22 protein-coding genes are annotated in these 26475 nt (G+C 69.1%); all 22 read left to right on the top strand.

What is annotated here, in order from left to right:
* Positions 1-463 precede the first annotated feature (463 nt).
* On the top strand, positions 464-895 hold the full coding sequence (mraZ, locus tag ACFTZB_RS20545) for a division/cell wall cluster transcriptional repressor MraZ (RefSeq protein ID WP_005247637.1): 432 nt from the start codon (positions 464-466) through the stop codon (positions 893-895).
* 197 nt (positions 896-1092) lie between these two features.
* Positions 1093-2109 carry a 16S rRNA (cytosine(1402)-N(4))-methyltransferase RsmH gene (gene rsmH / locus ACFTZB_RS20540; RefSeq protein WP_378433781.1) on the top strand — a complete coding sequence of 339 codons (1017 nt, stop codon included), beginning with the start codon at positions 1093-1095 and terminating at the stop codon, positions 2107-2109.
* Complete coding sequence (locus tag ACFTZB_RS20535) at positions 2106-2783, top strand: hypothetical protein (protein ID WP_378433780.1); 678 nt, start codon at positions 2106-2108, stop codon at positions 2781-2783. Before rsmH ends, ACFTZB_RS20535 begins: the two co-directional genes overlap by 4 nt.
* On the top strand, positions 2780-4630 hold the full coding sequence (locus ACFTZB_RS20530) for a peptidoglycan D,D-transpeptidase FtsI family protein (protein WP_378433779.1): 1851 nt from the start codon (positions 2780-2782) through the stop codon (positions 4628-4630). The genes ACFTZB_RS20535 and ACFTZB_RS20530 overlap by 4 nt, the downstream gene beginning before the upstream one ends.
* Before the next feature lie 170 nt (positions 4631-4800).
* On the top strand, positions 4801-6414 hold the full coding sequence (locus ACFTZB_RS20525; protein ID WP_378433778.1) for a UDP-N-acetylmuramoyl-L-alanyl-D-glutamate--2,6-diaminopimelate ligase: 1614 nt from the start codon (positions 4801-4803) through the stop codon (positions 6412-6414).
* Positions 6411-7925 (top strand): UDP-N-acetylmuramoyl-tripeptide--D-alanyl-D-alanine ligase, encoded by a 1515-nt coding sequence (gene murF, locus ACFTZB_RS20520; RefSeq protein ID WP_378433777.1) that lies wholly within the window; start codon positions 6411-6413, stop codon positions 7923-7925. Before ACFTZB_RS20525 ends, murF begins: the two co-directional genes overlap by 4 nt.
* On the top strand, positions 7922-9001 hold the full coding sequence (gene mraY / locus ACFTZB_RS20515; protein WP_012688061.1) for a phospho-N-acetylmuramoyl-pentapeptide-transferase: 1080 nt from the start codon (positions 7922-7924) through the stop codon (positions 8999-9001). The genes murF and mraY overlap by 4 nt, the downstream gene beginning before the upstream one ends.
* 4 nt (positions 9002-9005) lie before the next feature.
* The gene (gene murD, locus ACFTZB_RS20510; RefSeq protein ID WP_378433776.1) at positions 9006-10505 is read left to right on the top strand and encodes a UDP-N-acetylmuramoyl-L-alanine--D-glutamate ligase; all 1500 of its coding nucleotides are present in this window, start codon (positions 9006-9008) and stop codon (positions 10503-10505) included.
* Entirely contained in the window at positions 10502-12037 is a 1536-nt protein-coding gene (gene ftsW / locus ACFTZB_RS20505; RefSeq protein WP_378433775.1) for a putative lipid II flippase FtsW, read from the top strand. The genes murD and ftsW overlap by 4 nt, the downstream gene beginning before the upstream one ends.
* Entirely contained in the window at positions 12034-13182 is a 1149-nt protein-coding gene (murG, locus tag ACFTZB_RS20500) for an undecaprenyldiphospho-muramoylpentapeptide beta-N-acetylglucosaminyltransferase (RefSeq protein ID WP_378433774.1), read from the top strand. Before ftsW ends, murG begins: the two co-directional genes overlap by 4 nt.
* Complete coding sequence (murC, locus tag ACFTZB_RS20495) at positions 13179-14690, top strand: UDP-N-acetylmuramate--L-alanine ligase (protein ID WP_378433773.1); 1512 nt, start codon at positions 13179-13181, stop codon at positions 14688-14690. Before murG ends, murC begins: the two co-directional genes overlap by 4 nt.
* Positions 14687-15562: a cell division protein FtsQ/DivIB gene (locus ACFTZB_RS20490; protein ID WP_378433772.1), complete on the top strand. Its 876-nt coding sequence runs from the start codon at positions 14687-14689 to the stop codon at positions 15560-15562. Before murC ends, ACFTZB_RS20490 begins: the two co-directional genes overlap by 4 nt.
* Before the next feature lie 217 nt (positions 15563-15779).
* Positions 15780-16979, top strand: coding sequence for a cell division protein FtsZ (gene ftsZ / locus ACFTZB_RS20485; RefSeq protein WP_378433771.1), 1200 nt, complete (start codon positions 15780-15782; stop codon positions 16977-16979).
* Entirely contained in the window at positions 16976-17719 is a 744-nt protein-coding gene (pgeF, locus tag ACFTZB_RS20480; protein ID WP_378433770.1) for a peptidoglycan editing factor PgeF, read from the top strand. Before ftsZ ends, pgeF begins: the two co-directional genes overlap by 4 nt.
* 50 nt (positions 17720-17769) lie before the next feature.
* Positions 17770-18504, top strand: coding sequence for a YggS family pyridoxal phosphate-dependent enzyme (locus ACFTZB_RS20475; RefSeq protein WP_378433783.1), 735 nt, complete (start codon positions 17770-17772; stop codon positions 18502-18504).
* Positions 18505-18589: 85 nt separating this feature from the next.
* Positions 18590-19267: a cell division protein SepF gene (locus ACFTZB_RS20470; protein ID WP_378433769.1), complete on the top strand. Its 678-nt coding sequence runs from the start codon at positions 18590-18592 to the stop codon at positions 19265-19267.
* Positions 19268-19400: 133 nt separating this feature from the next.
* Positions 19401-19703 (top strand): YggT family protein, encoded by a 303-nt coding sequence (locus ACFTZB_RS20465; RefSeq protein WP_012688051.1) that lies wholly within the window; start codon positions 19401-19403, stop codon positions 19701-19703.
* A 102-nt stretch (positions 19704-19805) separates the two neighbouring features.
* A complete protein-coding gene (locus tag ACFTZB_RS20460) occupies positions 19806-20651 on the top strand; it encodes a DivIVA domain-containing protein (RefSeq protein ID WP_378433768.1) in 846 nt (281 codons plus the stop codon).
* A 49-nt stretch (positions 20652-20700) separates the two neighbouring features.
* On the top strand, positions 20701-20952 hold the full coding sequence (locus ACFTZB_RS20455) for a hypothetical protein (protein WP_378433767.1): 252 nt from the start codon (positions 20701-20703) through the stop codon (positions 20950-20952).
* Between the two features lie 263 nt (positions 20953-21215).
* On the top strand, positions 21216-24380 hold the full coding sequence (gene ileS / locus ACFTZB_RS20450) for an isoleucine--tRNA ligase (protein ID WP_378433766.1): 3165 nt from the start codon (positions 21216-21218) through the stop codon (positions 24378-24380).
* A 46-nt stretch (positions 24381-24426) separates the two neighbouring features.
* Positions 24427-25761, top strand: coding sequence for a DNA polymerase IV (locus ACFTZB_RS20445; RefSeq protein ID WP_378433782.1), 1335 nt, complete (start codon positions 24427-24429; stop codon positions 25759-25761).
* Positions 25762-25911: 150 nt separating this feature from the next.
* Entirely contained in the window at positions 25912-26412 is a 501-nt protein-coding gene (locus tag ACFTZB_RS20440) for a hypothetical protein (protein WP_378433765.1), read from the top strand.
* Positions 26413-26475: the final 63 nt, after the last annotated feature.

Below are 26475 nucleotides of genomic sequence, written 5' to 3'. Positions count from 1 at the left end.
GCATGTGATGCCACGCCGCCACTGCTGTCTGGAGGGTGCTCCCGGCCGCCTGCGCCCGTTGGGCCCGGTCGTGCCCGGTAGGTGGGGCCAGTGAACGCTCCCGCCCACGAATCCCCACCCTCACCCACCCCGTGTCCCCACTTTCCCCCCTCGGTTCCGAGACGAGTCGTGGAGCAGGGGTAACGCACCCGTCGGGCGGGCTCTCACCTGGGCTTTTCCGGTGTTCCGCGTCGCTGTGTGCCGGGGTGCGATCGATAGTGCCCGTGGCGGTGATCACGTCGGGAATTTCCCCCCACCTGGGCCAATCTGCGTTGACCAGCAAGTATTCGGCTAATTGAGGCGCAACACGCCGTTATCCGCCTTGTGAGTGGGGGAAAGTGGGGTACTGTGGTGCGCAGCGGGGAGCGAAGGTGAACCGCCCGGGCATACGGCGTTCGATATCGAACGCGGTGGGAGGTGTCGAGTGTTTCTCGGTACCTACACGCCGAAGCTCGACGACAAGGGGCGGCTCACGTTGCCCGCAAAGTTCCGGGATGCGCTGGCGGGAGGGTTGATGGTCACCAAGGGTCAGGATCACAGCCTCGCGGTGTATCCCCGGGAAGAATTCACCGCTCTCGCACGCAAGGCCGCGGCCGCGTCGAGAAGCGATCCGGAGGCGCGGGCCTTCGTTCGCGGACTGGCGGCAGGTACCGACGAGCAGCACGCAGATGCCCAGGGGCGCATCACCCTCTCGGCAGATCACCGTCGTTACGCGGGTCTCTCCAAGGACTGCGTAGTGATCGGTTCGGTCGATTTCCTCGAGATCTGGGATGCGCAAGCCTGGCAGACCTATGTCGAGGCGAACGAGGAGAACTACTCGCAGGCAACAGGAGTCGCGCTCGGCGAGATCGTCTGAGCGTGAACACGTCCCGGCGAATGCCGCGAGGCCTCTGTCCGACGGAACCCTGACGCACTTCCCCAGCGCCAGGTTTTCATTTCGGGCAGGGACCTCGAAGCATTCGCCACGGCAACTGGCCGACACGAGAAGTTCGAGCAGTGAACCCCGGCACCGGGCTTGTTCACCCGCACCACAGAGCAGGAGCCGGAGGGATCATGGTGGATCACGAGGGGGAAGATTCCTCGCCCGCCGATGGTTTCGGTCACATCCCGGTACTGCTTCACCGCGCTGACGAACTGCTGGGCCCCGCCCTCACCGCGAACGACCCGCAGGGCGGGGGCGCCGTCATGATCGACGCGACCCTCGGCCTCGGCGGGCACTCCGAGCACTTCCTGCGGACCTACCCCCGGCTGAGACTCGTCGCCCTCGACCGTGATCCGCACGCACTGGAGATCGCCGGTGGCCGGCTCGCCCCGTTCGCCGACCGGATCACGTTCGTGCACACCCGCTACGACGGCATCGAGGACGCGCTCACGCAGGCGGGTCTGTCCACGCGGGAGTCGGTGCACGGCATCCTCTTCGACCTCGGTGTCTCCTCGATGCAGCTCGACGAATCGGATCGGGGGTTCGCGTATTCGATCGACGCGCCACTGGACATGCGAATGGACCCGACCACCGGCATCACTGCGGCCGAGGTCCTCAACACGTACAGCCACGGCGACCTCGCGCGCATCCTCAGTACGTACGGCGAGGAGCGCTTCGCGGGCAAGATCGCGTCGGAGGTGGTCCGGCAACGCGCGAAGGAGCCGTTCACGACCAGCGCAGCTCTGGTCGAACTGCTGTACCGCACCATTCCTGCGGCGACCCGCCGTACCGGGGGACATCCCGCGAAGCGGACGTTCCAGGCCCTTCGAGTGGAGGTCAACGGCGAGCTCGATTCACTGCGCGCCGCGGTACCGGCTGCACTCGACGCGTTGACCGTCGGGGGACGCGTCGTGTTCATGTCGTACCAATCCCTGGAAGACCGGGTCGTCAAGCAGGAAATCACTCCCAGGTCCAAGTCGAAGAGCCCGGAGGGGCTTCCTGTCGAACTGCCGGGGATGGGCCCGGAGTTCCGGATCCTCACACGAGGGGCGGAGCGCGCGTCCGAACAGGAAATCGAAGAGAACCCACGATCAGCCCCGGTGCGGTTGCGCGCTGCAGAGAGAATTGCCAGGAGGTCGGCGGCATGACGGTTCAGGTGAGTTCCACCGAGATGCGGCCCGCGCGGGCGGACAACCGGTCGGGCGCGGCTGAACGGGCATACAAGAAGCGCACCCAGCGCGCGGCCGTGCACAACGGATCCGCGATCGCTGTCTCCGGCAAGAACCGCACCGGCACGCTCACCGCCCGCATCCCGTTCGTGGCGACGATCCTCGTTCTGCTCGCGACGGGCCTGGCCGTCACGCTGCTGCTCACGACCCGGTCCGCGGAGGACTCGTACCAACTGAGCGCCGCCCGCGCGCACAATCAGTCGCTTGCGGAGGAGAAGGCGGCGCTCGAGCGTGACGTCGAGACCGCCAACTCCGCCCCGAAACTGGCGGAGGAAGCGGCCAAGCTCGGCATGGTCCCCGCGAACGATCCGGCTCGGCTCGTCGTTCACCCCGACGGCAGCGTCGAGGTCGTCGGAAAACCGGCCCCTGCGTCTGGTGCGCCCGTGCCTCCACTCGACGCGGTCGCCCCGAACACCCAGCGTGGCAACTCCGTGGCTACCGCCCCGAACCGGGGGAGCACCACGCAGTCTCCGCGCGCCACGCCGCAGCCCGGCAATGGCGCGGAGATCCAGGCACAGGGTGAACAATTGGTTCCCGTGATCCCTTCGGCCGCCGCACCGACGACTGCTCCACCCTCCGGTGGTCGCCGGTGAGTCGAAGCGCACCGAGAAATCGTCCCCGGCGCCCCACGGGCGCCGGGACCGCGTCTTTTCCGTTCAGGCAGAAGATCGGGCGCGGACTGATGTTCTTGGCGCTCGGCCTCGCCGCCGTGCAGCTTCTGTGGATACAGGTCATCGACGCACCGCAACTGTCCGCGGAGGCAGCGAACCAGCGCACGACCACCGAAGTGGATCCGGCGCTGCGCGGGTCGATCACCGACCGCAACTCCAATCCGATCGCCTTCACGATGGAAGCGAAGGCGCTGACATTTCAGCCCACGCGGGTGCGGAAGGAACTGGAGGAGGCAAAGGCCAAGAGTGACACCGCCCCCGACGTCGATGCGCGACTCGACGCGATCGCGAAGGAGATCCACGACCGGCTCGGCGACGTCGCACCGGAGAAGGATCTGAAGGAGAAGCTGCACGGCGACGAGACGTTCGTCTACCTGGCGCGCAGCGTCGACCCGAACATCGCCGCGCAGATCAGCGACAAGTTCCCGGAGGTCGGCCTCGAACGACAGGACATCCGCGAGTACCCGGGCGGGTCTCTCGCCGCCAACCTCGTCGGCGCCACCGGCTGGGACGGCCACGGACTGCTCGGCCTCGAGGATTCGCTCGACTCGACCCTCGCCGGCACCGACGGCTCCCAGACGTACGACAGGGGCTCCGACGGCGCGGTGATCCCCGGAAGCTGGCGCGACAAGCAACCGGCGGTGGACGGATCGAGCGTCGAACTCACCATCGACTCCGATCTGCAGTACTACGTCCAGCAGCAGGTGCAGATGGCCAAGGACAAGTCCGGAGCGAAGGACGCGTCGGCGGTCGTGCTCGACTCCCACACCGGTGAGGTGCTTGCGATGTCGAACGACAGCACGTTCAATCCGGCGATCGGGGTGGGCAACAACCCACGGACGGTGGAGATGGGCAACCTGCCGGTGAGCACGCCGTTCGAGCCGGGATCGGTCAACAAGATCGTCACCGCGGCGGCCGCGATAGAGTACGGGCTGACCTCACCCGACGAGGTTCTCGAGGTTCCCGGGAGCATTCAGATGTCGGGTGTGTCCGTGAAGGACGCGTGGGATCACGGGGTGGCGCCGTACACGGCCACCGGGGTGTTCGGTAAGTCGTCGAACGTGGGCACCCTGATGCTCGCCCAGCGCGTGGGGGAGGACCGTTACGCGGACATGCTGTCCAGGTTCGGCCTGGGCCAGCGCACGGACGTCGGGCTTCCCGGAGAGAGCGCGGGCAGCGTCCCCAGCCGGGACCAGTGGTCGGGGGGCACGTTCGCGAACCTGCCGATCGGGCAGGGCCTGTCGATGACCCTGCTGCAGATGACCGGCATGTACCAGGCGATCGCCAACGACGGCGTCCGCATTCCGCCGCGCATCGTCAAGGCGACCGTCGACGCGTCCGGCAACCGGACTGAGACCGAGGCGCCCGAGGAGGTGACGGTCGTCAGCCCGCAGACCGCGACCACCGTGCGTGACATGTTCCGTTCCGTCACCCAGAACGACACGGGCAACCAGCGCGGCACCGGGGTGCAGGCCGCCGTCGACGGGTACCAGATCAGCGGCAAGACGGGCACCGCCCAGCAGGTCGATCCCGCGTGCAAGTGCTATTCGAACTCGAACTACTGGATCACGTTCGCCGGCATCGCCCCGGCCGACAATCCGCGGTACGTCGTCGGAATCATGCTCAACGCGCCGACACGCAGCGCGGACGGCTCCGGTGGGCAGTCCGCCGCCCCGCTGTTCCACAACATCGCGTCGTGGATGTTGCAGCGCGACAGCGTGCCGATGTCCCCGGACCCCGGACGCAGGCTGGTGCTGCAGGCCGATTGAGCGAAGGTCGGCCGAATCGGGTTCCGGGAGCGCTCGCGGTAATCTGACACGTCGGCCGTTCAGCGGACACGCGCATTTGCCGTGGATGCAGGGAACTGCCGAGGTAGCACGCTGTATCGATCCGTGCACTACGCCGTTGTCAGTGAGAGTCGACATCCGAGAGGAGCCCGGTGCCTGTTCCGTCCCGCCCGCAGTCGGCGTCAGTGGAGGTGAAGGTCACAGACGGTCTTCGACCCACCCAGCCGGTCCGTACCACGGTGAGCGCTCTGGCCGCGCTCGCCGGAGCGAGGGTCGAGGCACCCACCGGCACCGCCGAGCACGTCATCGTCACCGGAGTGGATCTGCGCGCCCAGGGGATCGTGGAGGGTGATCTGTTCGCGGCCCTTCCGGGGGCCCGCGCACACGGCGCGGAGTTCGCCGCCGCCGCTCTCGACCGTGGAGCGACCGCGATCCTCACCGACGAGGCAGGATTCGCGCTGGTGTCCGCGCTGGGCTCCGACGCCCCGGTGCTCGTCCACGACGACCCGCGCGGTGTGCTCGGTGAGCTGTCGGCCACCATCTACGGCCGGCCCTCGGAGAAGATGCAGGTCATCGGCATCACCGGGACGTCGGGGAAGACCACGACGTCGTATCTCGTCGAGGGCGCCCTCAACGCGGCCGGCCGGACAACCGGTCTCGTCGGCACCATCGAGACCCGGATGAGCGGCCGCCGGGTGCCGAGTGCCCTGACCACCCCCGAGGCGCCGCAACTCCACGCGCTGTTCGCCGTGATGCTCGAGCAGGGGATCGACACCGTCGTCATGGAAGTGTCCAGTCACGCGCTGTCTCTCGGCCGCGTCGACGGAGTCCGTTTCGACGTGGGCGCGTTCACGAACCTCTCCCAGGACCACCTGGACTTCCACCGCGACTTCGAGGACTACTTCGCCGCCAAGGCGCGACTCTTCGCGGCCGACTCGTCCGTGCACGCGCAGCACGCGGTCATCTGCGTCGACGACGTGTGGGGCCGGCGGATGGCCGAGGTCGCGCGCGGCGCTCATTCGATCGTGACGACGGTCGCGACCACGCCGGACGCCGACGGCGCGGTGTGGACGGCGGGCCCGGCGACGGTGTCACCCGCGGGCTCGCAGACGTTCGCGCTCACCACCGCCGAAGGCACGACGCTCGACGTGGAACTCCGGCTGCCGGGGCAGTACAACGTCGCGAACGCTTCTCTCGCCGTCGCGCTGTGCGCCGCGCTGGGCGTCGATCCGCGCGACGCCGTCGCGGGCATCGCCGGGGTCGACGTGCCGGGGCGGGTGCAGCGAATCGACCGGGGGCAGGACTTCCTCGCCGTCGTCGACTACGCGCACAAGCCGGCAGCGGTCGAGGCCGTGATCGCGACGCTGCGCGAGCAGGTGCGTGGCCGCGTCGCCGTCGTCGTGGGTGCCGGGGGTGATCGCGATGCGGGTAAGCGGCCCCTGATGGGCGCCGCGGCCGCGCGGGGAGCCGACCTGCTCGTCATCACGGACGACAACCCGCGCACCGAGGATCCGGAAGCGATCAGGGCCGCGATCCGTGAGGGCGCTCTCGCGGTGCCCGAATCCGAGCGGGGACAGGTGTGGGAAGTAGCGGACCGAGCGAAGGCGATCGCCGACGCCGTCGGCTGGGCGCAGGCAGGCGACGTGGTTCTGGTCGCAGGCAAGGGACACGAGATCGGTCAGGAGATACACGGGGTGAAGTACCCATTTGACGACCGCGACGTACTGGGCGACGCGATCGAGCGACAGGTCGGAGGAGCACGATGATCCCGATGACACTCGCTCGGATCGCCGAGATCGTGGGCGGCGAACTGCACGACGTCGCCGACCCGTCGGCCGAGGTGACGGGAACGGTCGAGTTCGACTCGCGCAAGGTCACCGGCGGCGGACTGTTCCTCGCCCTGCCCGGCGCCCGCGTCGACGGACACGATCACGCGGCAGCGGCAGTCGAGGCCGGCGCGGTCGCAGTGCTGGCCGCGCGTCCGGTCGGGGTACCCGCCGTCGTCGTCACCCCGACTCCCGGCGCCGGTCCGAGCAAGGCGATGGCGCTCGAACACGACACCGACGGATCGGGCGCCGCCGTGCTCGCGGCACTCGCGAAGCTCGCGCGCGCGTCCGTCGACGACCTCACCGCGAAGGGCCTCACCGTCGTCGGCGTCACCGGATCGGCGGGCAAGACGTCGACGAAGGATCTGCTCGCCGCGGTCCTGCGCCCGCTCGGTCCCGTCGTCGCGCCGCCCGGATCGTTCAACAACGAACTCGGCCACCCGTGGACCGCGCTGCGCGCGGACGCAGACACGGGATTCCTGGTTCTGGAGATGTCGGCCCGCGACCGCGGCCACATCGCGTCCCTCGCCGCGATCGCGCCTCCGAAGATCGGGGTGGTCCTCAACGTGGGCACGGCGCACCTCGGCGAGTTCGGGTCGCGCGACGCGATCGCCGCCGCCAAGGGCGAACTCCCGGAGTCGCTGCCCTCGGCGGAAGACGGTGGCGTCGCCATCCTCAACGCGGACGATCCGCTGGTAGTGGCGATGGCCCCGCGCACGTCGGCGCGGGTGGTGCTCGTCGGCCGGTCGGAGTCCGCGCACGTCCGGGCCACCGACATCGTGCTCGACGAGAGGGCAAGGGCGCGTTTCACTCTCACGACGGCAGCGGGCAGCGTCCCCGTCGAACTCGCCGTGCACGGTGAGCACCAGGTCGGCAACGCACTCGCTGCAGCGGCGGTGGCGCTCGAATGCGGTGCGGACCTCGGCCGGATCGCGCAGGCGCTCTCCGGCGCCGCCGCCGTCTCGGGGCGCCGGATGGACGTCCGCGACCGGCCGGACGGTGTGACCGTCGTCAACGATTCGTACAACGCGAACCCCGACTCGATGCGGGCCGCCCTCAAAGCGCTGGTCTCGATGGCCAGGTCGGGCCGGGAATCGGCGCGCCGGAGTTGGGCGGTGCTCGGAGAGATGGCCGAACTGGGTCCAGAATCAGTGGTCGAACACGACGCCATCGGCAGATTCGCGGTCCGGCTCGATGTCACCAGGCTGATCGTCGTCGGAACCGGCAGGCCCGCCCGTGCCATGCACCAGGGTGCGGTCATGGAGGGTTCGTGGGGTGAGGAGTCGATCCTCGTCCCCGACATCGCCGGTGCGGTCGCACTGCTCGAGAAGGAACTGGCGCCGGGCGATCTGGTGTTGGTCAAGGCGTCGCAGTCCATCGGATTGTGGGAGGTCGCGGACACGGTGTTGGCGGGAAGCACGGGACAGAAGGGTTCGGAGGCTACGCGGTGAGACAGATCCTCTTCGCGGCGGGCATCGCGCTCGCCGTCTCGATTCTGCTGACCCCCGTCCTCATCAAGGCCTTCTCCCGTCAGGGGTTCGGCCAGGAGATTCGCGTCGAAGGACCGGCGAGTCACCAGTCGAAGCGCGGCACCCCGACGATGGGCGGCGTCGCCATCCTCGCCGGACTGTGGGCCGGTTACTGGGGCTCGCACCTCATCGGCATCGGGTACGACGCGGACGGGCCGTCGGCGTCGGGACTTCTCGTGCTCGGTCTCACGACGGCGCTCGGCGGTGTCGGATTCCTCGACGACTTCATCAAGATCCGCAAGCAGCGCAACCTCGGACTGAACAAGACGGCGAAGCTCGTCGGGCAGCTCATCGCGGCGGTGGCGTTCGGAATCCTCGCGCTGCAGTTCCGGGGCGCGAACGACCTCACCCCGGGCAGCGAGCACCTCTCGTACGTCCGTGACATCGCGACGGTCACCATGGGCTCCGTCGTGTTCGTCGCCTTCTGTTACCTGCTGGTGAGCGCGTGGTCGAACGCGGTCAACCTCACCGACGGCCTCGACGGCCTCGCCGCCGGTTCCATGAGCCTGGTGCTCGGCGCATACGTGATCATCACGTTCTGGCAGTACCGCAACGCGTGCGAGACGAGCCCCGGCAAGGGTTGCTACGACGTCCGCGATCCGCTCGACCTGGCCCTGATTTGCGCGGCCGGCGCCGGTGCGTGCATCGGATTCCTGTGGTGGAACGCGGCGCCCGCGAAGATCTTCATGGGCGACACCGGTTCGCTGGCACTCGGCGGCATGCTCGCCGGACTGTCGATCACGACACGCACCGAACTGCTGATGGTCGTGATCGGCGCGCTGTTCGTCGCCGAGGCGGCGTCGGTGGTGATCCAGGTCGCGGTGTTCCGGTCGAGCCGAAGACGCGTGTTCCGGATGGCGCCGTTCCACCACCACTTCGAACTCGCCGGGTGGGCGGAAACCACGGTGATCATCCGTTTCTGGTTGCTGGCCGCCATCGCCTCCGCGATCGGCCTCGCGCTGTTCTACAGCGAGTACCTGGCAGCGATCGGGGGCTGACGCCATGACGGAGGAACACGGCGGGCTCGACTGGTTGCGGGGCCACAGTGTCCTCGTCGCCGGTGCGGGTGTCTCGGGCCGCGCCACCATCGACCCTCTCCGTGACCTCGGAGCGCACGTCACCGTCACCGACTCGAACGTCGACGCGCTCGCCGAATGTGCGCGGCTCGGGGCGGCGACCGTCCCGATCGACGATCTGCTCGCCGAACGGGAGAAGGTCGCCGAGTTCGCGCTGGTCGTGACGAGCCCGGGGTTCCGCCCGGACGCACCGCTGCTGTCGGTCGCCGCCGGCGACGGGGTGCCGATCTGGGGCGACATCGAATTCTCCTGGCACGTGGACCGGGCCGGGCTCTACGGTCCGCCGCGGCGGTGGCTGGTGGTCACCGGGACCAACGGCAAGACCACGACGACCTCGATGCTGCAGTCCGTTCTCGAGGCGGCCGGGTTGCCGAGCCTGGCCTGCGGCAACATCGGGCTGCCGGTGCTCGACGCGCTGCGGCGGACCGAACCGCGGGCGGACGTGCTGGCGGTCGAACTGTCGTCGTTCCAGCTGCACTGGGCGCCGTCGGTCCGGCCCACCGCGGGCGCGATCCTCAATATCGCCGAGGATCACCTGGACTGGCACGGCGGCATGCAGCCGTACATCGACGCGAAGGCCCGCGCCCTGACCGGTGAGGTCGCGGTGCTCGGCCTCGACGACGAAGTCGCGTCCTCACTCTTCTCCTCGTCCCTCGCTGCGCGCACTCTGGGTTTCCGGCTGGGAGTGCCCGCGGAGGGCGAACTGGGCGTCGAGGACGGGCATCTCGTCGACCGCGCGTTCGCGGACGGCGAGCGGCTGGCCCCGGCCGACGGGATCACCCCGCCCGGGCCCGCCGGACTGATGGATGCGCTGGCCGCGGCGGCTCTCGCCCGGGCGATCGGGGTCCCGCCTGCCGCTGTCGCAGCAGGCCTGGCCGCCCACGTCGTCGGACCGCACCGGGCGGCGCGCGTCGCCGAGGTCGGGGGCGTGACGTTCGTCGACGACTCCAAGGCGACCAACCCGCACGCCGCCCGCCCGTCGATACTCGCCCACGACCGGGTGGTGTGGATCGCCGGCGGTCTGCTGAAGGGTGCACGGGTCGACGACCTCGTCCGTGAGGTGTCCGGCCGCCTCGCGGGCGCCGTCCTGCTGGGCCGCGATGCGAGGCAGATCGCAGAGTCGCTTGCGCGACACGCCCCCGAGGTTCCCGTGGTCACCGTCGAAACGGGAGACGATGCAGGTGTGAGTGCAGTCCCGCAGACCGCGACGCACCGGGTGGTGCTGCCGGCGGACACCGACAGCGACGCCGTGATGGGTGTCGTCGTGCGTGAGGCGGCTGCGCTGGCAACGGCAGGCGATGCCGTGGTTCTGGCGCCCGCGGCGGCGTCGCTCGACATGTTCGACAGTTACGGTCACCGGGGGCGCAGCTTCGTGGACGCCGTCGGCAGGCTCGGCGACTCGGACATCTCCAGGACGCTGCGATGACCTCCGCCGGAGCCCGCACCCGCCGCGTCCCCGAAGGACAGCGGTCCCCGGCCCGCACCGCCACCGCACCCGGGGTCGCCAAGCGCGCACCGTCGAGTCCCCGCACGCGGACGTCCCCTCCCCGCGGTCCGCGCACCCGGATCGGGGCGTGGCTGTCGCGGCCGCTGGCATCGTTCCACCTGGTGGTGACCATCGCGTTTCTGCTGACGGTCCTCGGCCTGGTGATGGTGCTGTCGTCCTCGAGCGTCGAGGCCTACGCCTCCGACGGCTCCGCCTACACCCTCTTCACCCGGCAGGCGCTGTTCGCGGCTCTCGGACTCGGTCTGTTCTATGCGGCGCTGCAGATCCCCGTCCGGGTGATGCGCGCACTGTCGTTCCCGGCGTTCGCGGTCACGATCATCCTGCTGGTCCTGGTCTTGATACCGGGCATCGGCACCGTGTCCCAGGGCACCCGTGGCTGGTTCGTGGTCGCCGGATTCTCGTTGCAGCCCGCCGAGCTCACCAAGATTGCACTGGCGGTGTGGGGCGCGCACATCCTGGCGTCGCGGCGCAGCGACATCTCGAGTATCCGGGACATGCTGGTGCCGCTGGTGCCTGCCGCGCTCGTCGCGTTCGTCCTGATCATCCTGCAGCCGGACCTCGGGACGACGGTCTCGCTGGCGATCATCCTGATGGCGCTGCTGTGGTTCGCGGGTCTGCCGCTGAAGCTGTTCGTCGCCATTCTCGGCACCGGCCTGGGCGGAATCGTGATCCTCGCGCTCACCGCCGGCTACCGCTCCGCCCGCGTGCGTGAGTTCCTCAATCCCGGTTCCGACCCGCAGGGCATCGGATACCAGTCGCGGCAGGCGATGTACTCGCTCGCGGACGGCGGGATCCTCGGACGCGGACTCGGGCAGAGCCGCGCGAAATGGAGTTACCTGCCGAACGCGCACAACGACTTCATCTTCGCGATCATCGGCGAGGAACTCGGATATCTCGGCGGCGCCGCCGTCCTCGGCCTGTTCGGACTGTTCGTCTACACGGGCCTGCGCATCGCCGCCCGATCCGCCGACCCGTTCCTGCGGCTGCTCACCGGAACCGCGACGGTGTGGATCACCGGGCAGGCGTTCATCAACGTGGGATACGTGATCGGGCTGCTCCCCGTCACCGGTCTGCAGTTGCCGCTGGTGTCGGCGGGCGGCACGTCGACGGCCACCACATTGTTCATGTTCGGTCTCGTCGCCAACGCGGCGCGGCACGAACCGGAGGCGGTCGCCGCGCTGCACTCCGGGCAGGACGGCCCGTTCGGCCGTCTGCTGAGGCTCCGCAAACCGGAGGCGTATTCACCGGTGCGTGCGGACGCGGCGCGCGCGGAGGCGGTGCGGCGGGCCGAGGCGCGTCGCCGGGCCGGTCGCGAGATGGCCCCGCGGACCCGCAGTATCACATACGAGAAAGGCCGCCCCGAACGCGGCAAGGGCCGCACCCCCGAACGCGGTGCACGTCAACAGCGAAGCTCGGGTGGCCGAGCAGGAGAGCGAGGATTTCGTAGGTGAACGGCGACAAGTCCACCCTGTCGGTGATCGTGGCCGGCGGGGGTACCGCCGGGCACATCGAACCGGCCCTGGCCGTGGCCGACGCGATCAAGGCGATCGACGACACCGCGGTGGTGACCGCTCTCGGCACGGCGCGTGGCCTCGAAACCACGCTGGTTCCCGAGCGCGGCTACCCCCTGGAGCTCGTTCCGCCGGTGCCGCTGCCCCGTAAACCCACCCTCGACCTGCTGCGGCTGCCCGGGCGCGTGCGCGCGTCGGTGCGCCGCACCCGCGCGGTGCTCGACGCGACCGGTGCCGACGTCGTCGTCGGTTTCGGCGGGTACGTCGCGCTGCCCGCATACCTCGCGGCAGGCCCCGGCCTGCTCCGCCGCCGGCGCCGCATTCCGATCGTCGTGCACGAGGCGAACGCCAGCGCCGGGATCGCGAACAAGATCGGCGCCCGCCGCGCCGCCCGCGTCCTGGCCGCGGTCGCCGGTTCCGGCGTGTCGGCACGGGGGCGCTCGGACGCCGAGATCCTCGGTATCCCGGTGCGGGCGTCGATCACCGGTCTCGACCGGGCGGCGTTGCGCGCGGAGGCGCGTGCACACTTCGGCCTCCCCGCCGACGGCCCGGTGCTGCTCGTGTTCGGCGGTTCGCAGGGCGCGCGGTCGCTGAACGAGGCCGTGTCGGGTGCGGCGGAGTCCCTCGCGGCGGCCGGGGTGGCCGTACTGCACGCGCACGGACCGAAGAACACCCTCGACGTTCCCGCGACCCCGGGCGGCCCGCCGTACGTGGCGGTTCCCTACCTGTCGAGGATGGACCTCGCGTATTCGGCGGCGGACGCCGTGATCTGCCGGTCGGGGGCGATGACGGTGGCGGAAGTGTCGGCGGTGGGCCTTCCCGCGGTGTACGTGCCGCTGCCACACGGCAACGGTGAGCAGGAACTGAACGCGCGGCCGGTCGTGGCCGCCGGAGGTGGAATGATTGTGGCCGACGGAGACCTGTCCGCCGGATTCGTCGCGGAGACCGTGATCCCTCTGCTGCGCGATCCCGCACAGCTCGAGGACATGGGGCGACGCGCGGCCGGCGCGGGTCACCGCAGCGCAGCCGCCGAGGTTGCGCGCATCGTGATCGACGTGGCCGCGCAGACGAGGGGAACCCGATGACCGACCTGCCCGCGCAGTTGGAACGTGTCCACATGGTCGGGATCGGCGGCGCCGGAATGTCCGGAATCGCTCGGATCCTGTTGGCCAGGGGCGGACAGGTGTCCGGTTCGGACGCCAAGGAGAGCCGCGGCGTCCTCGCGTTGCGTGCCCGCGGCGCGCAGGTCCGCATCGGCCACGACGCATCCGCACTCGACCTGCTGCCCGGCGGCCCGACCGTCGTGGTCACCACCCACGCCGCCATTCCCAAGGACAACCCGGAACTCGTGGAGGCGGCCCGGCGCGGGATTCCCGTGATCCTGCGGCCCGCGGTGCTGGCCTCGCTGATGCAGGGGCACCGCACCCTGATGGTGTCGGGCACTCACGGCAAGACGTCGACGACGTCGATGCTGGTGGTGGCGCTGCAGCACTGTGGGTTCGATCCGTCGTTCGCGGTCGGCGGCGAACTGAACGAGGCCGGCACCAACGCCCACCACGGCAGCGGCGACGTGTTCGTCGCGGAGGCCGACGAGAGCGACGGTTCGCTGCTCCAATACGACCCGAACGTCGTCGTGGTCACCAACGTCGAGGCCGATCACCTCGACTACTTCGGCAGCCCCGAGGCGTACATCCAGGTGTTCGACGATTTCGCGGCCCGGCTGTCGCACGGCGGGCTGCTCGTCGCCTGTCTCGACGACCCGGGGTCGGCGGCGCTCGCGCAGCGGGTGGCGGCGCGAGGACTGCCCGGGGTGCGGGTGCTCGGCTACGGCAGCGCCGAGGACGCGGACGGGGCCTTCGCTCCGAGCGACGGTGTGGAAGTCGGTGCGCGGCTGCTGAGTTTCGAGGCCAGGGACGTCGGCGGAGTATTGCAGTTCCAGCTGGCCGGGGAGCAGGCGCCGAGAACGATCCGGATGAATGTGCCCGGGAGGCACATGGCACTCAACGCGCTCGCCGCGCTCCTCGCCGCCCGGGAGGCGGGCGCCGACGTGGACGAGATCCTCGAGGGCATCGCCGGTTTCGGGGGAGTGCACCGCCGGTTCCAATTCACCGGCCGCGAGCACGGGGTGCGTGTGTTCGACGACTACGCGCACCACCCGACCGAGGTGCGGGCCGTGCTCGGCGCCGCCGCCGATCTGGTGCGCCAGCCCCACGAGGCCGACCGCCGCGAATCCGAGGACTCGGTGCGCAGCGGCAACGTCATCGTGGTTTTCCAACCGCACCTGTATTCCCGCACAGCAACATTCGCCGAGGAATTCGGGCACGCACTGGACCTCGCCGACGAGGTCGTGGTGCTCGACGTGTACGGCGCGCGGGAAGAACCGCTCCCGGGTGTCAGCGGCGCCCTGGTCGCGCTGTCGGTGTCGAAGCCGGTGCACTACCAGCCGGACCTGTCGCAGGCGCCTCGTCAGGTCGCGGCACTCGCGTCCCCCGGTGACGTGGTGATCACCATGGGCGCCGGCGACGTGACGATGCTCGGGAACCAGATCCTCGACGCTCTGCGTGCGGCCCCGCACCACCACCCGTCGCGATGACCCGGGAGCGCCGCGGCCGGTCCGAGCGGCCGGACCGCCCCGTCCGCCGCGACGCCGCGCGCAGTCCGCGACCCGGCGCACCCGCGGCGGCGGGCGACCGGACGTTCTCGCGCAGGCGCGGCTCGACCGCCACCGACCCCGGCACGCGGCGCACGCGCGAATCGGCTTCGGCGGCACGGAAGTCCGCGGTGGTGGAGACGCCGCGCCGTGCGTGGTATCGGCGGCCCGCCGTGATGGGTGTCGTCGGTGTCGTCGTGGTGGTGGCGCTCGGTCTCGTCGCGTGGTTCACGCCGCTGCTGTCGGTGCGTCAGACGGACGTCGCGGGGGCGACGTCGATTTCCGAGGAGCAGATCCGCCAGACGCTGGCGGTGCCGCAGGGGCAGCCGCTGCTCCGCGTCGACACGGAGGGCGCGGCCCTGAGGGTCGCCGCGATCCCGAAGGTGGCGTCCGCCCGGGTGCAGCGGGTGTATCCGTCCACCATCCGCGTGACGGTAACCGAGCGGGTGCCCGTCGTGTTCATCGACAGCCCCGGTGGCACCCACCTCCTCGACGCGGAGGCCGTGGATTACGAGATCGCGCCGCCGCCGCCCGGGGTGCCGCGTCTGGTGACGGAGAAGCCGGGGTGGGGCGACCCGTCGACGGAGGCGGCGATCGAGGTGCTGGAGTCGATGCCGCCCCAGCTGCGCGGTCAGGTGGGACAGGTTGCCGCGAAGTCGATTTCGGATATCGCGGTGACGCTGCTCGACGGCCGGATCGTGGTGTGGGGTGGCACGGAGAAGTCCGAGCGCAAGGCTGCGGTCACCCTGCCGCTGCTCACGCAGCCCGGACAGACGTACGACGTGTCGAGTCCGGACCTGCCGACGGTGCGGTGAGGGGTCGTGACCCGGATGCGAAACAGTTGCGGGCGAGTTCGTCAAATAACTCGGCGCGTCTCGGCGCGCCTAATGGCGTATCCGTATGACGGTGCATAGCGTTTCGCTCTAGTCGAGCACCACTTGACATAACCGTAACCCTATGGTTGAGGTTGAGGGTTCAGGCTGGGCTGATCTGTACGAAAGCGTGATACACACTCATGGAAGGCGAGAGCCGATGACGCCCCCGCACAACTACCTCGCCGTAATAAAGGTCGTCGGCATCGGCGGCGGCGGCGTGAACGCAGTCAACCGGATGATCGAGCAGGGACTCAAGGGAGTCGAGTTCATTGCCGTCAACACCGACGCGCAAGCACTGCTGATGAGTGACGCCGACGTCAAGCTCGACGTCGGCCGGGAACTCACCCGCGGGCTCGGCGCCGGCGCGGATCCCGAAGTCGGCCGCAAGGCCGCAGAAGACCACAAGGACGAGATCGAGGAAGTCCTCAAGGGCGCCGACATGGTGTTCGTGACCGCAGGCGAGGGCGGCGGCACCGGCACCGGTGGCGCACCGGTCGTGGCGAGTATCGCGCGCAAGCTCGGGGCCCTCACCGTCGGCGTCGTCACCCGGCCCTTCTCTTTCGAGGGCAAGCGCCGCGGAGGCCAGGCCGACACCGGCATCCAGTCGCTGCGCGAATCGTGCGACACCCTCATCGTGATCCCCAACGACCGCCTCCTGCAGCTCGGCGACGCCGCGGTCAGCCTCATGGACGCGTTCCGCAGCGCCGACGAGGTCCTGCTCAACGGTGTTCAGGGCATCACCGACCTCATCACCACCCCCGGACTGATCAACGTCGACTTCGCCGACGTCAAGGGCGTCATGTCCGGCGCGGGTAGCGCGCTGATGGGCATCGGGTCCTCGCGCGGCGAGGGCAGGGCCATCAAGGCCGCGGAATCGGCGATCAACTCCCCGCTGCTCGAGGCGTCGATGGAGGGTGCGCGCGGCGTGCTGCTCTCGATCGCCGGTGGCAGCGACCTCGGCCTGTTCGAGATCAACGAGGCTGCGTCGCTGGTGCAGGAAGCCGCCCACATCGACGCCAACATCATCTTCGGCACCGTGATCGACGATTCGCTCGGCGACGAGGTGCGGGTCACCGTCATCGCCGCCGGGTTCGACGGCGGCACCCCCACCCGCAGGCCGGTCGAGTCGGGTGCTGCCGGGCGCAGCGCCATCGGCGCCGGGCGGGCGGGCGAGGTCGGGCAGTCCGCCGAGCAGCAGGGCAGTGAACCGATGTCGGTGACCCGCGAGACGATCAGCTCGCACCAGAGCCCGAGCAGTCTGCCGCCGCTTCCCGGAAACGGGCAGTCCCGCGCGGTGCCGGTGTCCGACGAGGAGGGTGAAGACGAAGTCGACGTGCCCTCCTTCATGCGTCGTTGAGTTCGCCGACCGCCCCCGAGTTCAGGGTTCGCCGGGTCGTCACCACCCGCGCCGGAGGACACTCCGTCGCACCGTACGACACGTTCAACCTCGGTGATCACGTCGGCGACGATCCGGCTGCGGTGGAGGCGAACCGGCGCCGGCTCGCAAGCGAGATCGGCGTGCCGTTCGACCACCTCGTGTGGATGGAGCAGATCCACAGCCGCAACGTGACCATCGTCGACGGGCCCACCGACACGGCGGTGCCCGCGACGGACGCGCTGGTGACGACGGTGCGGGGGCTCGCGCTCGCGACCCTCAGCGCCGACTGCGTCCCGGTGCTGCTCTCCGACGACGAGGCCGGGGTTATCGCCGCCGTCCACGCCGGGCGGATCGGCGCCCGGATCGGCATCGTTCCGCGGGTGCTCGACGTCATGGTCGAGCAGGGAGCGCGGATCGACCGGATCGGCGCGTTTTTGGGTCCGGCGGCGAGCGGCAGGCAGTACGAGGTGCCCGCGGCGATGCAGGCGGACGTCGAGAAATTCCTTCCCGGCAGTGCCGTCCGCACCGTCAAGGGGACCCCCGGTCTGGATCTGCGGGCGGGCCTGCGGAAGCAACTGCTCGACGCGGGTGTCGCCGGAGTGGCGGAGGATCCGCGCTGCACCATCGAGGACCAGACGCTGTTCAGTCATCGCCGCCAGGCCCCGACCGGTCGGCTCGCGGCGGTGATCTGGATGGATACTGGGCAGGACAGCGAGTGAACGATCGCCGGTTTCGACTGGCGGCGACGGCGAGGGATTCCGGTGTGGGAGTGGACACGATGAGCAGGGTCGGGGACATCGAGGCTGCGCTCGGTGCCGTGCGCGCACGGCTCGACGCGGCGTGCCGGGACGCCGGTCGCGACCCCGCGGAGGTCTCGCTGCTGCCCGTCACCAAGTTCTTCCCCGAATCGGATGCGCGGATCCTGTACGACCTCGGCTGCCGGGAATTCGGGGAGTCGCGCGAGCAGGAGGCCACCGCCAAGATCGCGGAGTTCCGCACGGCGGTGCCGGACCCGTCGGTGCGGTGGCACATGATCGGGCACCTGCAGCGCAACAAGGCGAAAGCCGTCGCGCACTGGGCGTACGCCATCCACTCGGTGGACAGCGAACGACTCGTCGGCGCCCTCGGCCGCGCGGCGGCCATCGCACTGGAGGCGGGGGAGCGGCCCGCGCCGCTGCGGGTGCTGCTGCAGGTCAGTCTGGACGGCGACCCGCAGCGCGGCGGCGCCGCGATCGGCGACCTCGATCGTCTTGCCGCGCAGGTGCAGTCGTCGCCGGGACTCGAGTACCGCGGGCTGATGGCGGTTCCGCCGATCGAGGCCGACCCTGACGCGGCCTTCGAGGAACTGCACAACATACACGCGCGGCTGCAGCGCGACCATCCGGATGCGACGGAACTCTCGGCAGGCATGACGAATGATCTCGAGCACGCCGTCCGACACGGGTCCACCTGCGTGCGTGTCGGAACCGCGCTGTTGGGTGCGAGGCCTATAACCTCGAAATAGATCGCCCAGGTGATCGCCAACCCGTCCACACCGCTGCGACCGGTCGCAGTTGGATCCTGTCCGCCGCGCCAAGGAAGGTCGATCAATGAGCAGTCTGCACAAGTTCAAGGCTTACTTCGGCATGGTTCCCCTCGACGACTACGAGGACGAGTACCTGGACGAGCCGGAACCTGCGCGCAGGCCCGCTCGACCGGCGCGCGACAGTGGACGCGACCCCTACCTCGACCGTGACGACCGTGACTTCGCGGAGCCGGCCTTCAGCAAGGCCGCCTACGCGCCCGGCCGCCGGGACGACCTCGACGACGACTTCGACCGGTACGAGGGCCCCCGGCACTCGTCCCGGGTGGAACCGGTGGCCGTCCGGTCGGCCCGTCCGAGCGCGAGCGGTGCTGTGCGCGGCAGCACCCGCGGCGCGCTCGCCGTCGACACGCGATCCGACCGGGTCGAGAGCCGTCGCGGACCCCTCTTCGACGAAGGTGGACCCCTGTCCAAGATCACCACGCTCCGCCCCCGCGACTACGGGGAGGCCCGCACCATCGGCGAGCGGTTCCGGGACGGTACCCCCGTCATCATGGACCTGGTCGAGATGAGCAACGCCGACGCCAAGCGCCTCGTGGATTTCGCCGCCGGGCTGGCGTTCGCGCTGCGCGGGTCGTTCGACAAGGTGGCCACGAAGGTGTTCTTGCTCTCACCCGCAGACATCGACGTGTCCGCCGAGGAACGCCGCCGCATCGCGGAAACCGGCTTCTACAGCCAGAAGTAGGCCGGGGAGCGGGGGAAACGACCATCGGGATCCGAACGTCCGACACGACGCGAGCCGCGACGGCTGTGGCGCAGAACGCCCTGGCCACGCGGCTCGTTTTGATCGGCCGGACATTCTCAGGCAGAGTGAAGGTGTGGCCTTGTTCTCGGTGATCTACTTGATACTGTTTGTCTTTTGGCTGCTACTCATCGGCAGAATCATTGTCGAGTTCGTACGGACCTTCGCACGAGACTGGCGGCCAACCGGCGTCGTGGTCGTCATTCTCGAAGCGATTTTTACGGTCACCGATCCACCGGTCAAGCTGCTCCGGCGGTTGATCCCCCCGATCAATCTCGGTGGGGTGCGGTTGGATCTATCCATCATGGTCTTGCTGTTCATCGTCTTCATCCTGATGTCGATCGTTCAGGGACAAGCGCGTGCCACGGGAGTGGTGTGACAGAATGGACCCCATTGATCCAGTCTTGTTTCACCGTTACGTAGACTGCGCTGTAACTGAATGCTTGCTAGACCGCCAAATGACGCGTGAAGGGATCCTTCCATGCCGCTGACTCCCGCTGATGTGCACAATGTCGCGTTCAGCAAGCCACCGATCGGTAAGCGGGGCTACAACGAAGACGAAGTCGATGCGTTTCTCGACCTCGTCGAGCAAGAGTTGTCGCGCCTGATCGAGGAGAACGCCGACCTTCGGCAGCGAGTAGGGGAGCTCGACAAGGAGCTCGCCGATGCGAAGAAGGCTCCCCGCTCCACGTCCGCAGCACCGACTCCCGCCCCCAAGGCGGAGCCCGCTCGCGTCGCCGAGCAGCCCAAGGCCCCGGCGCCCGCTCCGGCTCCGGCCGCCGCGGCTGCCGCCGCTCCCGCCCAGGGCGCCGACGCTCACATGCAGGCCGCCAAGGTCCTGGGTCTCGCCCAGGAGATGGCAGACCGGCTCACGAGCGACGCGAAGACCGAATCCGAGCAGCTGCTCGGCAACGCGCGCACCAACTCGGAGCAGCTGGTCAGCGACGCGCGGACCCGTTCCGAGACGATGATCTCGGACGCCCGCCAGAAGTCGGAAGCACTGATCACCGACGCTCAGACCCGTTCCGAGACCCAGCTGCGCCAGGCCAAGGAGAAGGCCGACGCGCTGCAGGCGGACGCGGAGAAGAAGCACACCGAGATCATGGCGACGATCAACCAGCAGCGTTCGGTGCTGGAAGGCCGGATCGAGCAGCTGAAGACGTTCGAGCGCGAATACCGTGTGCGCCTGAAGTCGTACCTGGAGTCGCAGCTCGAGGAGCTGGAGCAGCGGGGATCCGCGGTTCCGGTGGACGGCGGTCAGGATTCGTTCGCGCAGGGTGGATCGCAGTCCAATTACAGCCAGTCCTACGCCAAGGGCAATAGCTGACTGAGCGCGCGGTAGTTGCCCAGCCAGCGGCCCGGATAGAGGTTGAGCCGTGCTGGTCGTGACACTCGCTCTTGCAGCGGTGGGGTTCGCTCTCCTGGTGGTGGCTCTCATGACCGGTTCGGTCGTGTGGGCCTGGGGATGCATCGTGGTGTGCGTCGCCGGGGCGGTCCTGCTGCTCGTCAGCGCCCTCGCGGGTAAGAAGGCCGCGGTCGTCCCGGGGCAACCCGCGAGCGGCGTCTCCGGTGAACGCGGTCCGGCGGCGGATACCGACACGACGTCCGGGTCCGACGAGACCGACTGAGCTGCCGTCCGGCGGTGGCGGCTAGACTGCATTCAGCGAATAATTCACATGCACCGAGTTTCGCGGCGACGATCCGGCCATCACCGGGGAGCCTTCGGAAGAACGGCCGGCACGCCGGCTCAGTAGAACCGAACGGGTGGGCCCGTCACAGCCCGGCACCGAGAGGCGCCCTCCGGGGCGCAAGCGGGGTGGTACCGCGGTGGTGACGCAGGAGGCGTCCCCGTCGTCCCCGTGCCGAGTACGTCAGGCACGAGGAGATCGCGGTGACCGACACCAGCAACGTGACCAGCAGCAACGAGTCGTACCCCAAGGTCGACTACGGCGTCTCCCAGGACGCCGGCGTCCGGTTCCCCCAGATCGAGCAGCGGGTGCTCGCCGGCTGGGACGAGGACGACACCTTCCGGGCCTCGGTCGCCCAGCGCGGCGACGCCCCCGAGTTCGTGTTCTACGACGGTCCGCCGTTCGCGAACGGTCTCCCGCACTACGGCCACCTCCTCACGGGGTACGTCAAGGACCTGGTGCCGCGGTTCCAGACCATGCGCGGCAAGAAGGTCGAGCGACGTTTCGGCTGGGACTGTCACGGGCTGCCCGCCGAACTCGAGGCGGAGAAGCAACTCGGCATCAAGGACAAGTCCGAGATCGACGTCATGGGTCTCGAGAAGTTCAACGAGTACTGCAAGTCGTCGGTGCTGCGCTACACGGACGAGTGGCGCGACTACGTCACCCGTCAGGCCCGGTGGGTCGACTTCGACAACGACTACAAGACCCTGGACCTCGACTTCATGGAGTCGGTCATGTGGGCGTTCAAGGAACTGTTCGACAAGGGCCTGATCTACCAGGGCTTTCGCGTGCTGCCGTACAGCTGGTACGAGCAGACGCCGCTGTCGAACCAGGAGACGCGGCTCGACGACGCCTACAAGATGCGCCAGGATCCCGCCGTCACGGTCGACATGCCGCTGCGCGGTGAGGGCCCGCTCGACGGCGCCAACGCCGTCATCTGGACCACCACGCCGTGGACGCTGCCGTCCAACCTCGCCGTCGCGGTGCACCCTGACATCGACTACGTGCAGGTCGCGGGCGGCGACGGGAAGCGGTATGTGCTCGCGAAGGACCGGCTGGGGCATTATGCCCGCGAACTCGGCGAGGCGCCGGAGGTGCTGTCCGAGCACAAGGGTGCCGAGCTCGTCGGGCTCAGCTACGACCCGCCGTTCGACTTCTTCGCCGGCCACGCCAACGCGCACGTGGTGCTGTCCGCCGACTACGTGACCACCGAGTCCGGTACCGGAATCGTCCACATGGCACCGGCTTTCGGTGAGGAGGACTACGACTACTGCGTCCGCAACGGCATCGAATTGGTGCAGCCGCTCGATCCGGGCGGCAAGTTCACGGCGATGGTGCCGCCGTACGAGGGTCTCCTGGTGTTCGACGCGAACCCGGTGATCATCAAGGACCTCAAGGCTGCTGGCAAGTTGCTGCGGCACGAGACGATCGAGCACTCGTACCCGCACAGCTGGCGCAGCGGACAGCCGCTGATCTACATGGCGGTCCCGTCGTGGTTCGTCGCGGTCACCAAGTTCCGCGACCGCATGGTGGAGCTGAACCAGGACATCACCTGGGTGCCCGAGCACATCCGCGACGGGCAGTTCGGCAAGTGGCTCGAGGGTGCCCGCGACTGGAACATCAGCCGCAACCGGTACTGGGGCAGCCCGATTCCGGTGTGGGTGTCCGACGACCCGGCGTACCCGCGCACGGACGTGTACGGCTCCCTCGACGAGCTCGAGCGTGACTTCGGGGTGCGGCCGACGGATCTGCACCGCCCGATGATCGACGACCTGGTGCGCCCGAATCCGGACGATCCGACCGGGAAGTCGATGATGCGGCGCGTGCCGGAGGTCCTGGACTGCTGGTTCGAGTCCGGGTCGATGCCGTACGCGCAGGTGCACTACCCGTTCGAGAACCGGGAATGGTTCATCGGGGCGAGCGGAGCGACGGGGGATGACACTGCTCACTTCCCGGGCGATTTCATCGTCGAGTACAACGGGCAGACGCGCGGCTGGTTCTACACGCTGCACGTACTGGCGACGGCGCTGTTCGATCGTCCCGCGTTCAAGACCGTTGCGGCCCACGGCATCGTCCTGGGCGAGGACGGCCTGAAGATGAGCAAGTCCAAGGGCAACTACCCGGACGTGAAGGAGGTGTTCGAGCGCGACGGCTCCGATGCCATGCGCTGGTTCCTCATGTCGTCGCCGATCCTGCGCGGCGGAAACCTCGTCGTCACCGAGCAGGGCATCCGCGAGGGTGTCCGGCAGGCGCTGCTGCCGCTGTGGAACGCGTGGAGCTTCCTGCAGTTGTACGCGCCGACGTCCGGTGAGTGGCGCACGGATTCGACGAACGTCCTGGACCGGTACATCCTCGCGAAGCTGGCGGGCACCCGGGACGTCATCACCGGCGCGCTCGAGACGAACGACATCGCCGGGGCGTGCGACGAACTGCGCACGTTCTGCGACGCGTTGACGAACTGGTATGTGCGGCGGTCGCGTTCGCGCTTCTGGGACGAGGACAAGGACGCTGTCGACACCCTGCACACCGTGCTCGAGGTGGTCACCCGGCTCGCCGCTCCGCTGCTGCCGCTGATCAGCGAGGTGATCTGGCGGGGACTGACCGGCGGACGGTCCGTGCACCTCGCGGACTGGCCGGCCCAGGGTGAGCTGCCCGCGGATGTGGAGCTGGTGTCGGCGATGGACGAGGTCCGGTCGGTGTGCTCGACGGTGCTGGGTTTGCGCAAGGCGCAGAATCTGCGGGTGCGGCTGCCGCTGCCCGAGGTGACGGTCGCGTCCGAGGACGCGGAGCGGCTGCGCCCGTACCTCGGTCTCATCGCCGACGAGGTCAACGTCAAGAAGGTCGACCTCACCACCGACGTGGACGTGCACGGTCGCTTCGAGCTCGTCGTCAACGCGCGTGCCGCGGGGCCGCGGCTGGGCAAGGACGTGCAGACCGTCATCAAGGCCGTGAAGTCCGGTGACTGGTCGGAGAATTCGGACGGCGTCGTCGTCGCGGCGGGGATCGAGTTGCTGCCGGAGGAGTACACGCAGCGGCTCGTCGCCGCCGAACCGGAGTCGACGGCGGCCCTGCCCGACGGTGCCGGTCTGGTGGTCCTGGACTCGGCGGTCACCGAGGAACTGGAAGCCGAGGGCTGGGCGAAGGACCGGATCCGCGAGTTGCAGGACGCGCGCCGCGCGGCCGGGCTCGAGGTGTCCGATCGGATCACCGTCGTCCTCGACGTGCCCGCGGAACGGCGGGACTGGGCGCTCGCACACCGGGAACTGATCGCGGGCGAGATCCTCGCCGTCGAGCTGGAACTGGCCGAGGCGCCGGGTGGCGCCGTCGAACTCGGCGAGGGTGTGCGGGCGGCGATCACGAAGGCGTGACCTGTCGGACCGGGCGGGTATTTTGCACCAGGTGAGTCGTCGGTGGGTGCTGCACCTCGACATGGATGCGTTCTTCGCGTCCGTCGAGCAGCTCACCCGGCCGACGCTCCGTGGCCGCCCGGTTCTCGTCGGTGGTCTCGGTGGACGCGGGGTCGTCGCCGGGGCCAGCTACGAGGCCCGGGTGTTCGGCGCGCGGTCGGCCATGCCCATGCATCAGGCCCGGAGACTGGTGGGCCCGGGCGCGGTGGTGCTGCCGCCGCGGGGCCGGCTGTACGGCATGCTCAGCAAGTCCGTGTTCGACGCGCTCCGCGGGCCGATGCCGGTGCTCGAGCAACTGTCGATGGACGAGGCGTTCGGCGAACCCACCGAACTGGCCGGAGCGGATGCGGCCGCGGTGCAACGCTATTGCGAGGGTCTGCGGGCCCTGGTCCTCGAGCAGACGGGGCTCGTCGCGTCGATCGGGGCCGGGTCGGGGAAACAGGTGGCCAAGATCGCGTCCGGTCTTGCCAAACCCGACGGGATCACGGTGATTTCACCGGACGAGCAGCACGCGGTGCTCGACGAGCTTCCGGTGCGGAAGCTGTGGGGCATCGGCCCGGTCGCGGAGGAGAAACTGAAGCGGCTCGGCATCGAGACCATCGGCGGTTTCGCCCGGACCCCCGAATCGGAGGTCGCGTCGATTCTCGGCACCACGATCGGACCGGGCCTGCACCGGTTGGCGCAGGGCATCGACAACCGGCCGGTCGCCGAGCGCGCCGAGTCCAAACAGGTCAGTGCGGAGACGACTTTCGCCACCGACATCGTCACGATGGCGGAGTTGCGGGGCGCTGTCGAGTCGAGCGCGGCGTCCGCGTTCGTGCGCCTGCAGAAGGACGGCCGGGCCGCGCGCACGGTGGTGCTGAAGCTGAAGAAGGCGGACATGAGCATCGTGACGCGCTCGGTCACGCTGCCCTACGCGACACTCGATCGTCAGATCCTCGTCGCTGCCGCGCAGCGGCAGGTGATCGACCCGATCGAACTCGGCCCGGTGCGTCTGGTCGGGGTGGGGTACGCCGGACTGTCGACGGTGCGCCAGGGCTCGCTGTTCCCCGAACTGGACCTGGACGTCCCGGGCTACCAGGAGTCGAAGATCACGGAGGCGACCGGTGACGACGGCCTCTCCACGCCCGTCCCCGTGCCCGCCCGGGCGATCGACACCCGGTGGCATCCCGGGCTCGACGTGACGCACCCGGACTTCGGCCACGGCTGGGTGCAGGGTGCCGGGCACGGTGTCGTGACCGTCCGATTCGAAACGCGCACAACGGGTCCGGGGAAGGCCCGCACCTTCAAGGAGGACGACGGGCACCTCGAACCGGCCGATGCGGAATGCTCGCTCGCGTGACCGGACCCGCCGCCCGGAGGAGGGAGTGGAGACCGGCTCCACGAGAAGGTAGCCTCGGGCGCTGATGCCTACCCTTGGGTAATGTCGCCCGGGTAGCGAACGAGCTCAGATCGTCCGAGAACGAACACCGAGAATGAAGAGGTTATTGAGTTGAAGCTTCGTAAGATCACGGTTGCCGGAGTAGCAATCGCCGCAGCCCTCACGATGTCCGCGTGTGGCTCCGACGACGGCGACACGGCGGCCAAGACCACGACGACGACTTCCGCAGCTGCCGAGACCTCGGAAGCCATCGAGGTGCCCACCGCGGCCGATCTCAACGCGCTTCTGGTGCAGGGCCTCGACCCGGCGACGCCGCTCGAGGTCAAGTCCGCGATGGTCGAGGGCTCGGAGCAGGATCCGGAGCTCATCAACCAGGTCGCCGCGGCCGCCAAGGCGAACAACGCCGAGGTCACCGTTCTCGACCCGGTCATCGACAACGGTGACGGCACCGCCAGCGGCCAGCTGCAGCTGACCGTCAACGGCCAGGTCCAGCAGGGTGGCGTTCCGGCCATCTTCGTTCCCGGCGAGAACGGAACGTGGAAGCTGTCGAAGATCACCGCATGCCAGATCGTGTCGCTCGCGCAGCTGACCTCGCCTGCATGCCCTGCCTGATTCCAGGCCGAACCGTGCGGTCCTGACGGATCGCCGCGTTTCCACACCGATGCCGGTGTCCCC

It is taken from the genome of Rhodococcus sp. NPDC057014 (genome assembly GCF_042673295.1).
Lineage (GTDB): Bacteria > Actinomycetota > Actinomycetes > Mycobacteriales > Mycobacteriaceae > Rhodococcus_F.
The sequence above is the reverse complement of the archived record's forward strand: the minus strand, read 5'-3'. Positions and strand labels throughout refer to the sequence as shown.

Coding starts and splice junctions, on each gene's coding strand:
- rsmH (WP_378433781.1), top strand. CDS start 1,093: ATGGTGGATCACGAGGGGGAAGATTCCTCGCCCGCCGATGGTTTCGGT.
- ACFTZB_RS20535 (WP_378433780.1), top strand. CDS start 2,106: ATGACGGTTCAGGTGAGTTCCACCGAGATGCGGCCCGCGCGGGCGGAC.
- murF (WP_378433777.1), top strand. CDS start 6,411: ATGATCCCGATGACACTCGCTCGGATCGCCGAGATCGTGGGCGGCGAA.
- murD (WP_378433776.1), top strand. CDS start 9,006: ATGACGGAGGAACACGGCGGGCTCGACTGGTTGCGGGGCCACAGTGTC.
- ftsW (WP_378433775.1), top strand. CDS start 10,502: ATGACCTCCGCCGGAGCCCGCACCCGCCGCGTCCCCGAAGGACAGCGG.
- murC (WP_378433773.1), top strand. CDS start 13,179: ATGACCGACCTGCCCGCGCAGTTGGAACGTGTCCACATGGTCGGGATC.
- ACFTZB_RS20490 (WP_378433772.1), top strand. CDS start 14,687: ATGACCCGGGAGCGCCGCGGCCGGTCCGAGCGGCCGGACCGCCCCGTC.
- ftsZ (WP_378433771.1), top strand. CDS start 15,780: ATGACGCCCCCGCACAACTACCTCGCCGTAATAAAGGTCGTCGGCATC.
- ACFTZB_RS20470 (WP_378433769.1), top strand. CDS start 18,590: ATGAGCAGTCTGCACAAGTTCAAGGCTTACTTCGGCATGGTTCCCCTC.
- ACFTZB_RS20460 (WP_378433768.1), top strand. CDS start 19,806: ATGCCGCTGACTCCCGCTGATGTGCACAATGTCGCGTTCAGCAAGCCA.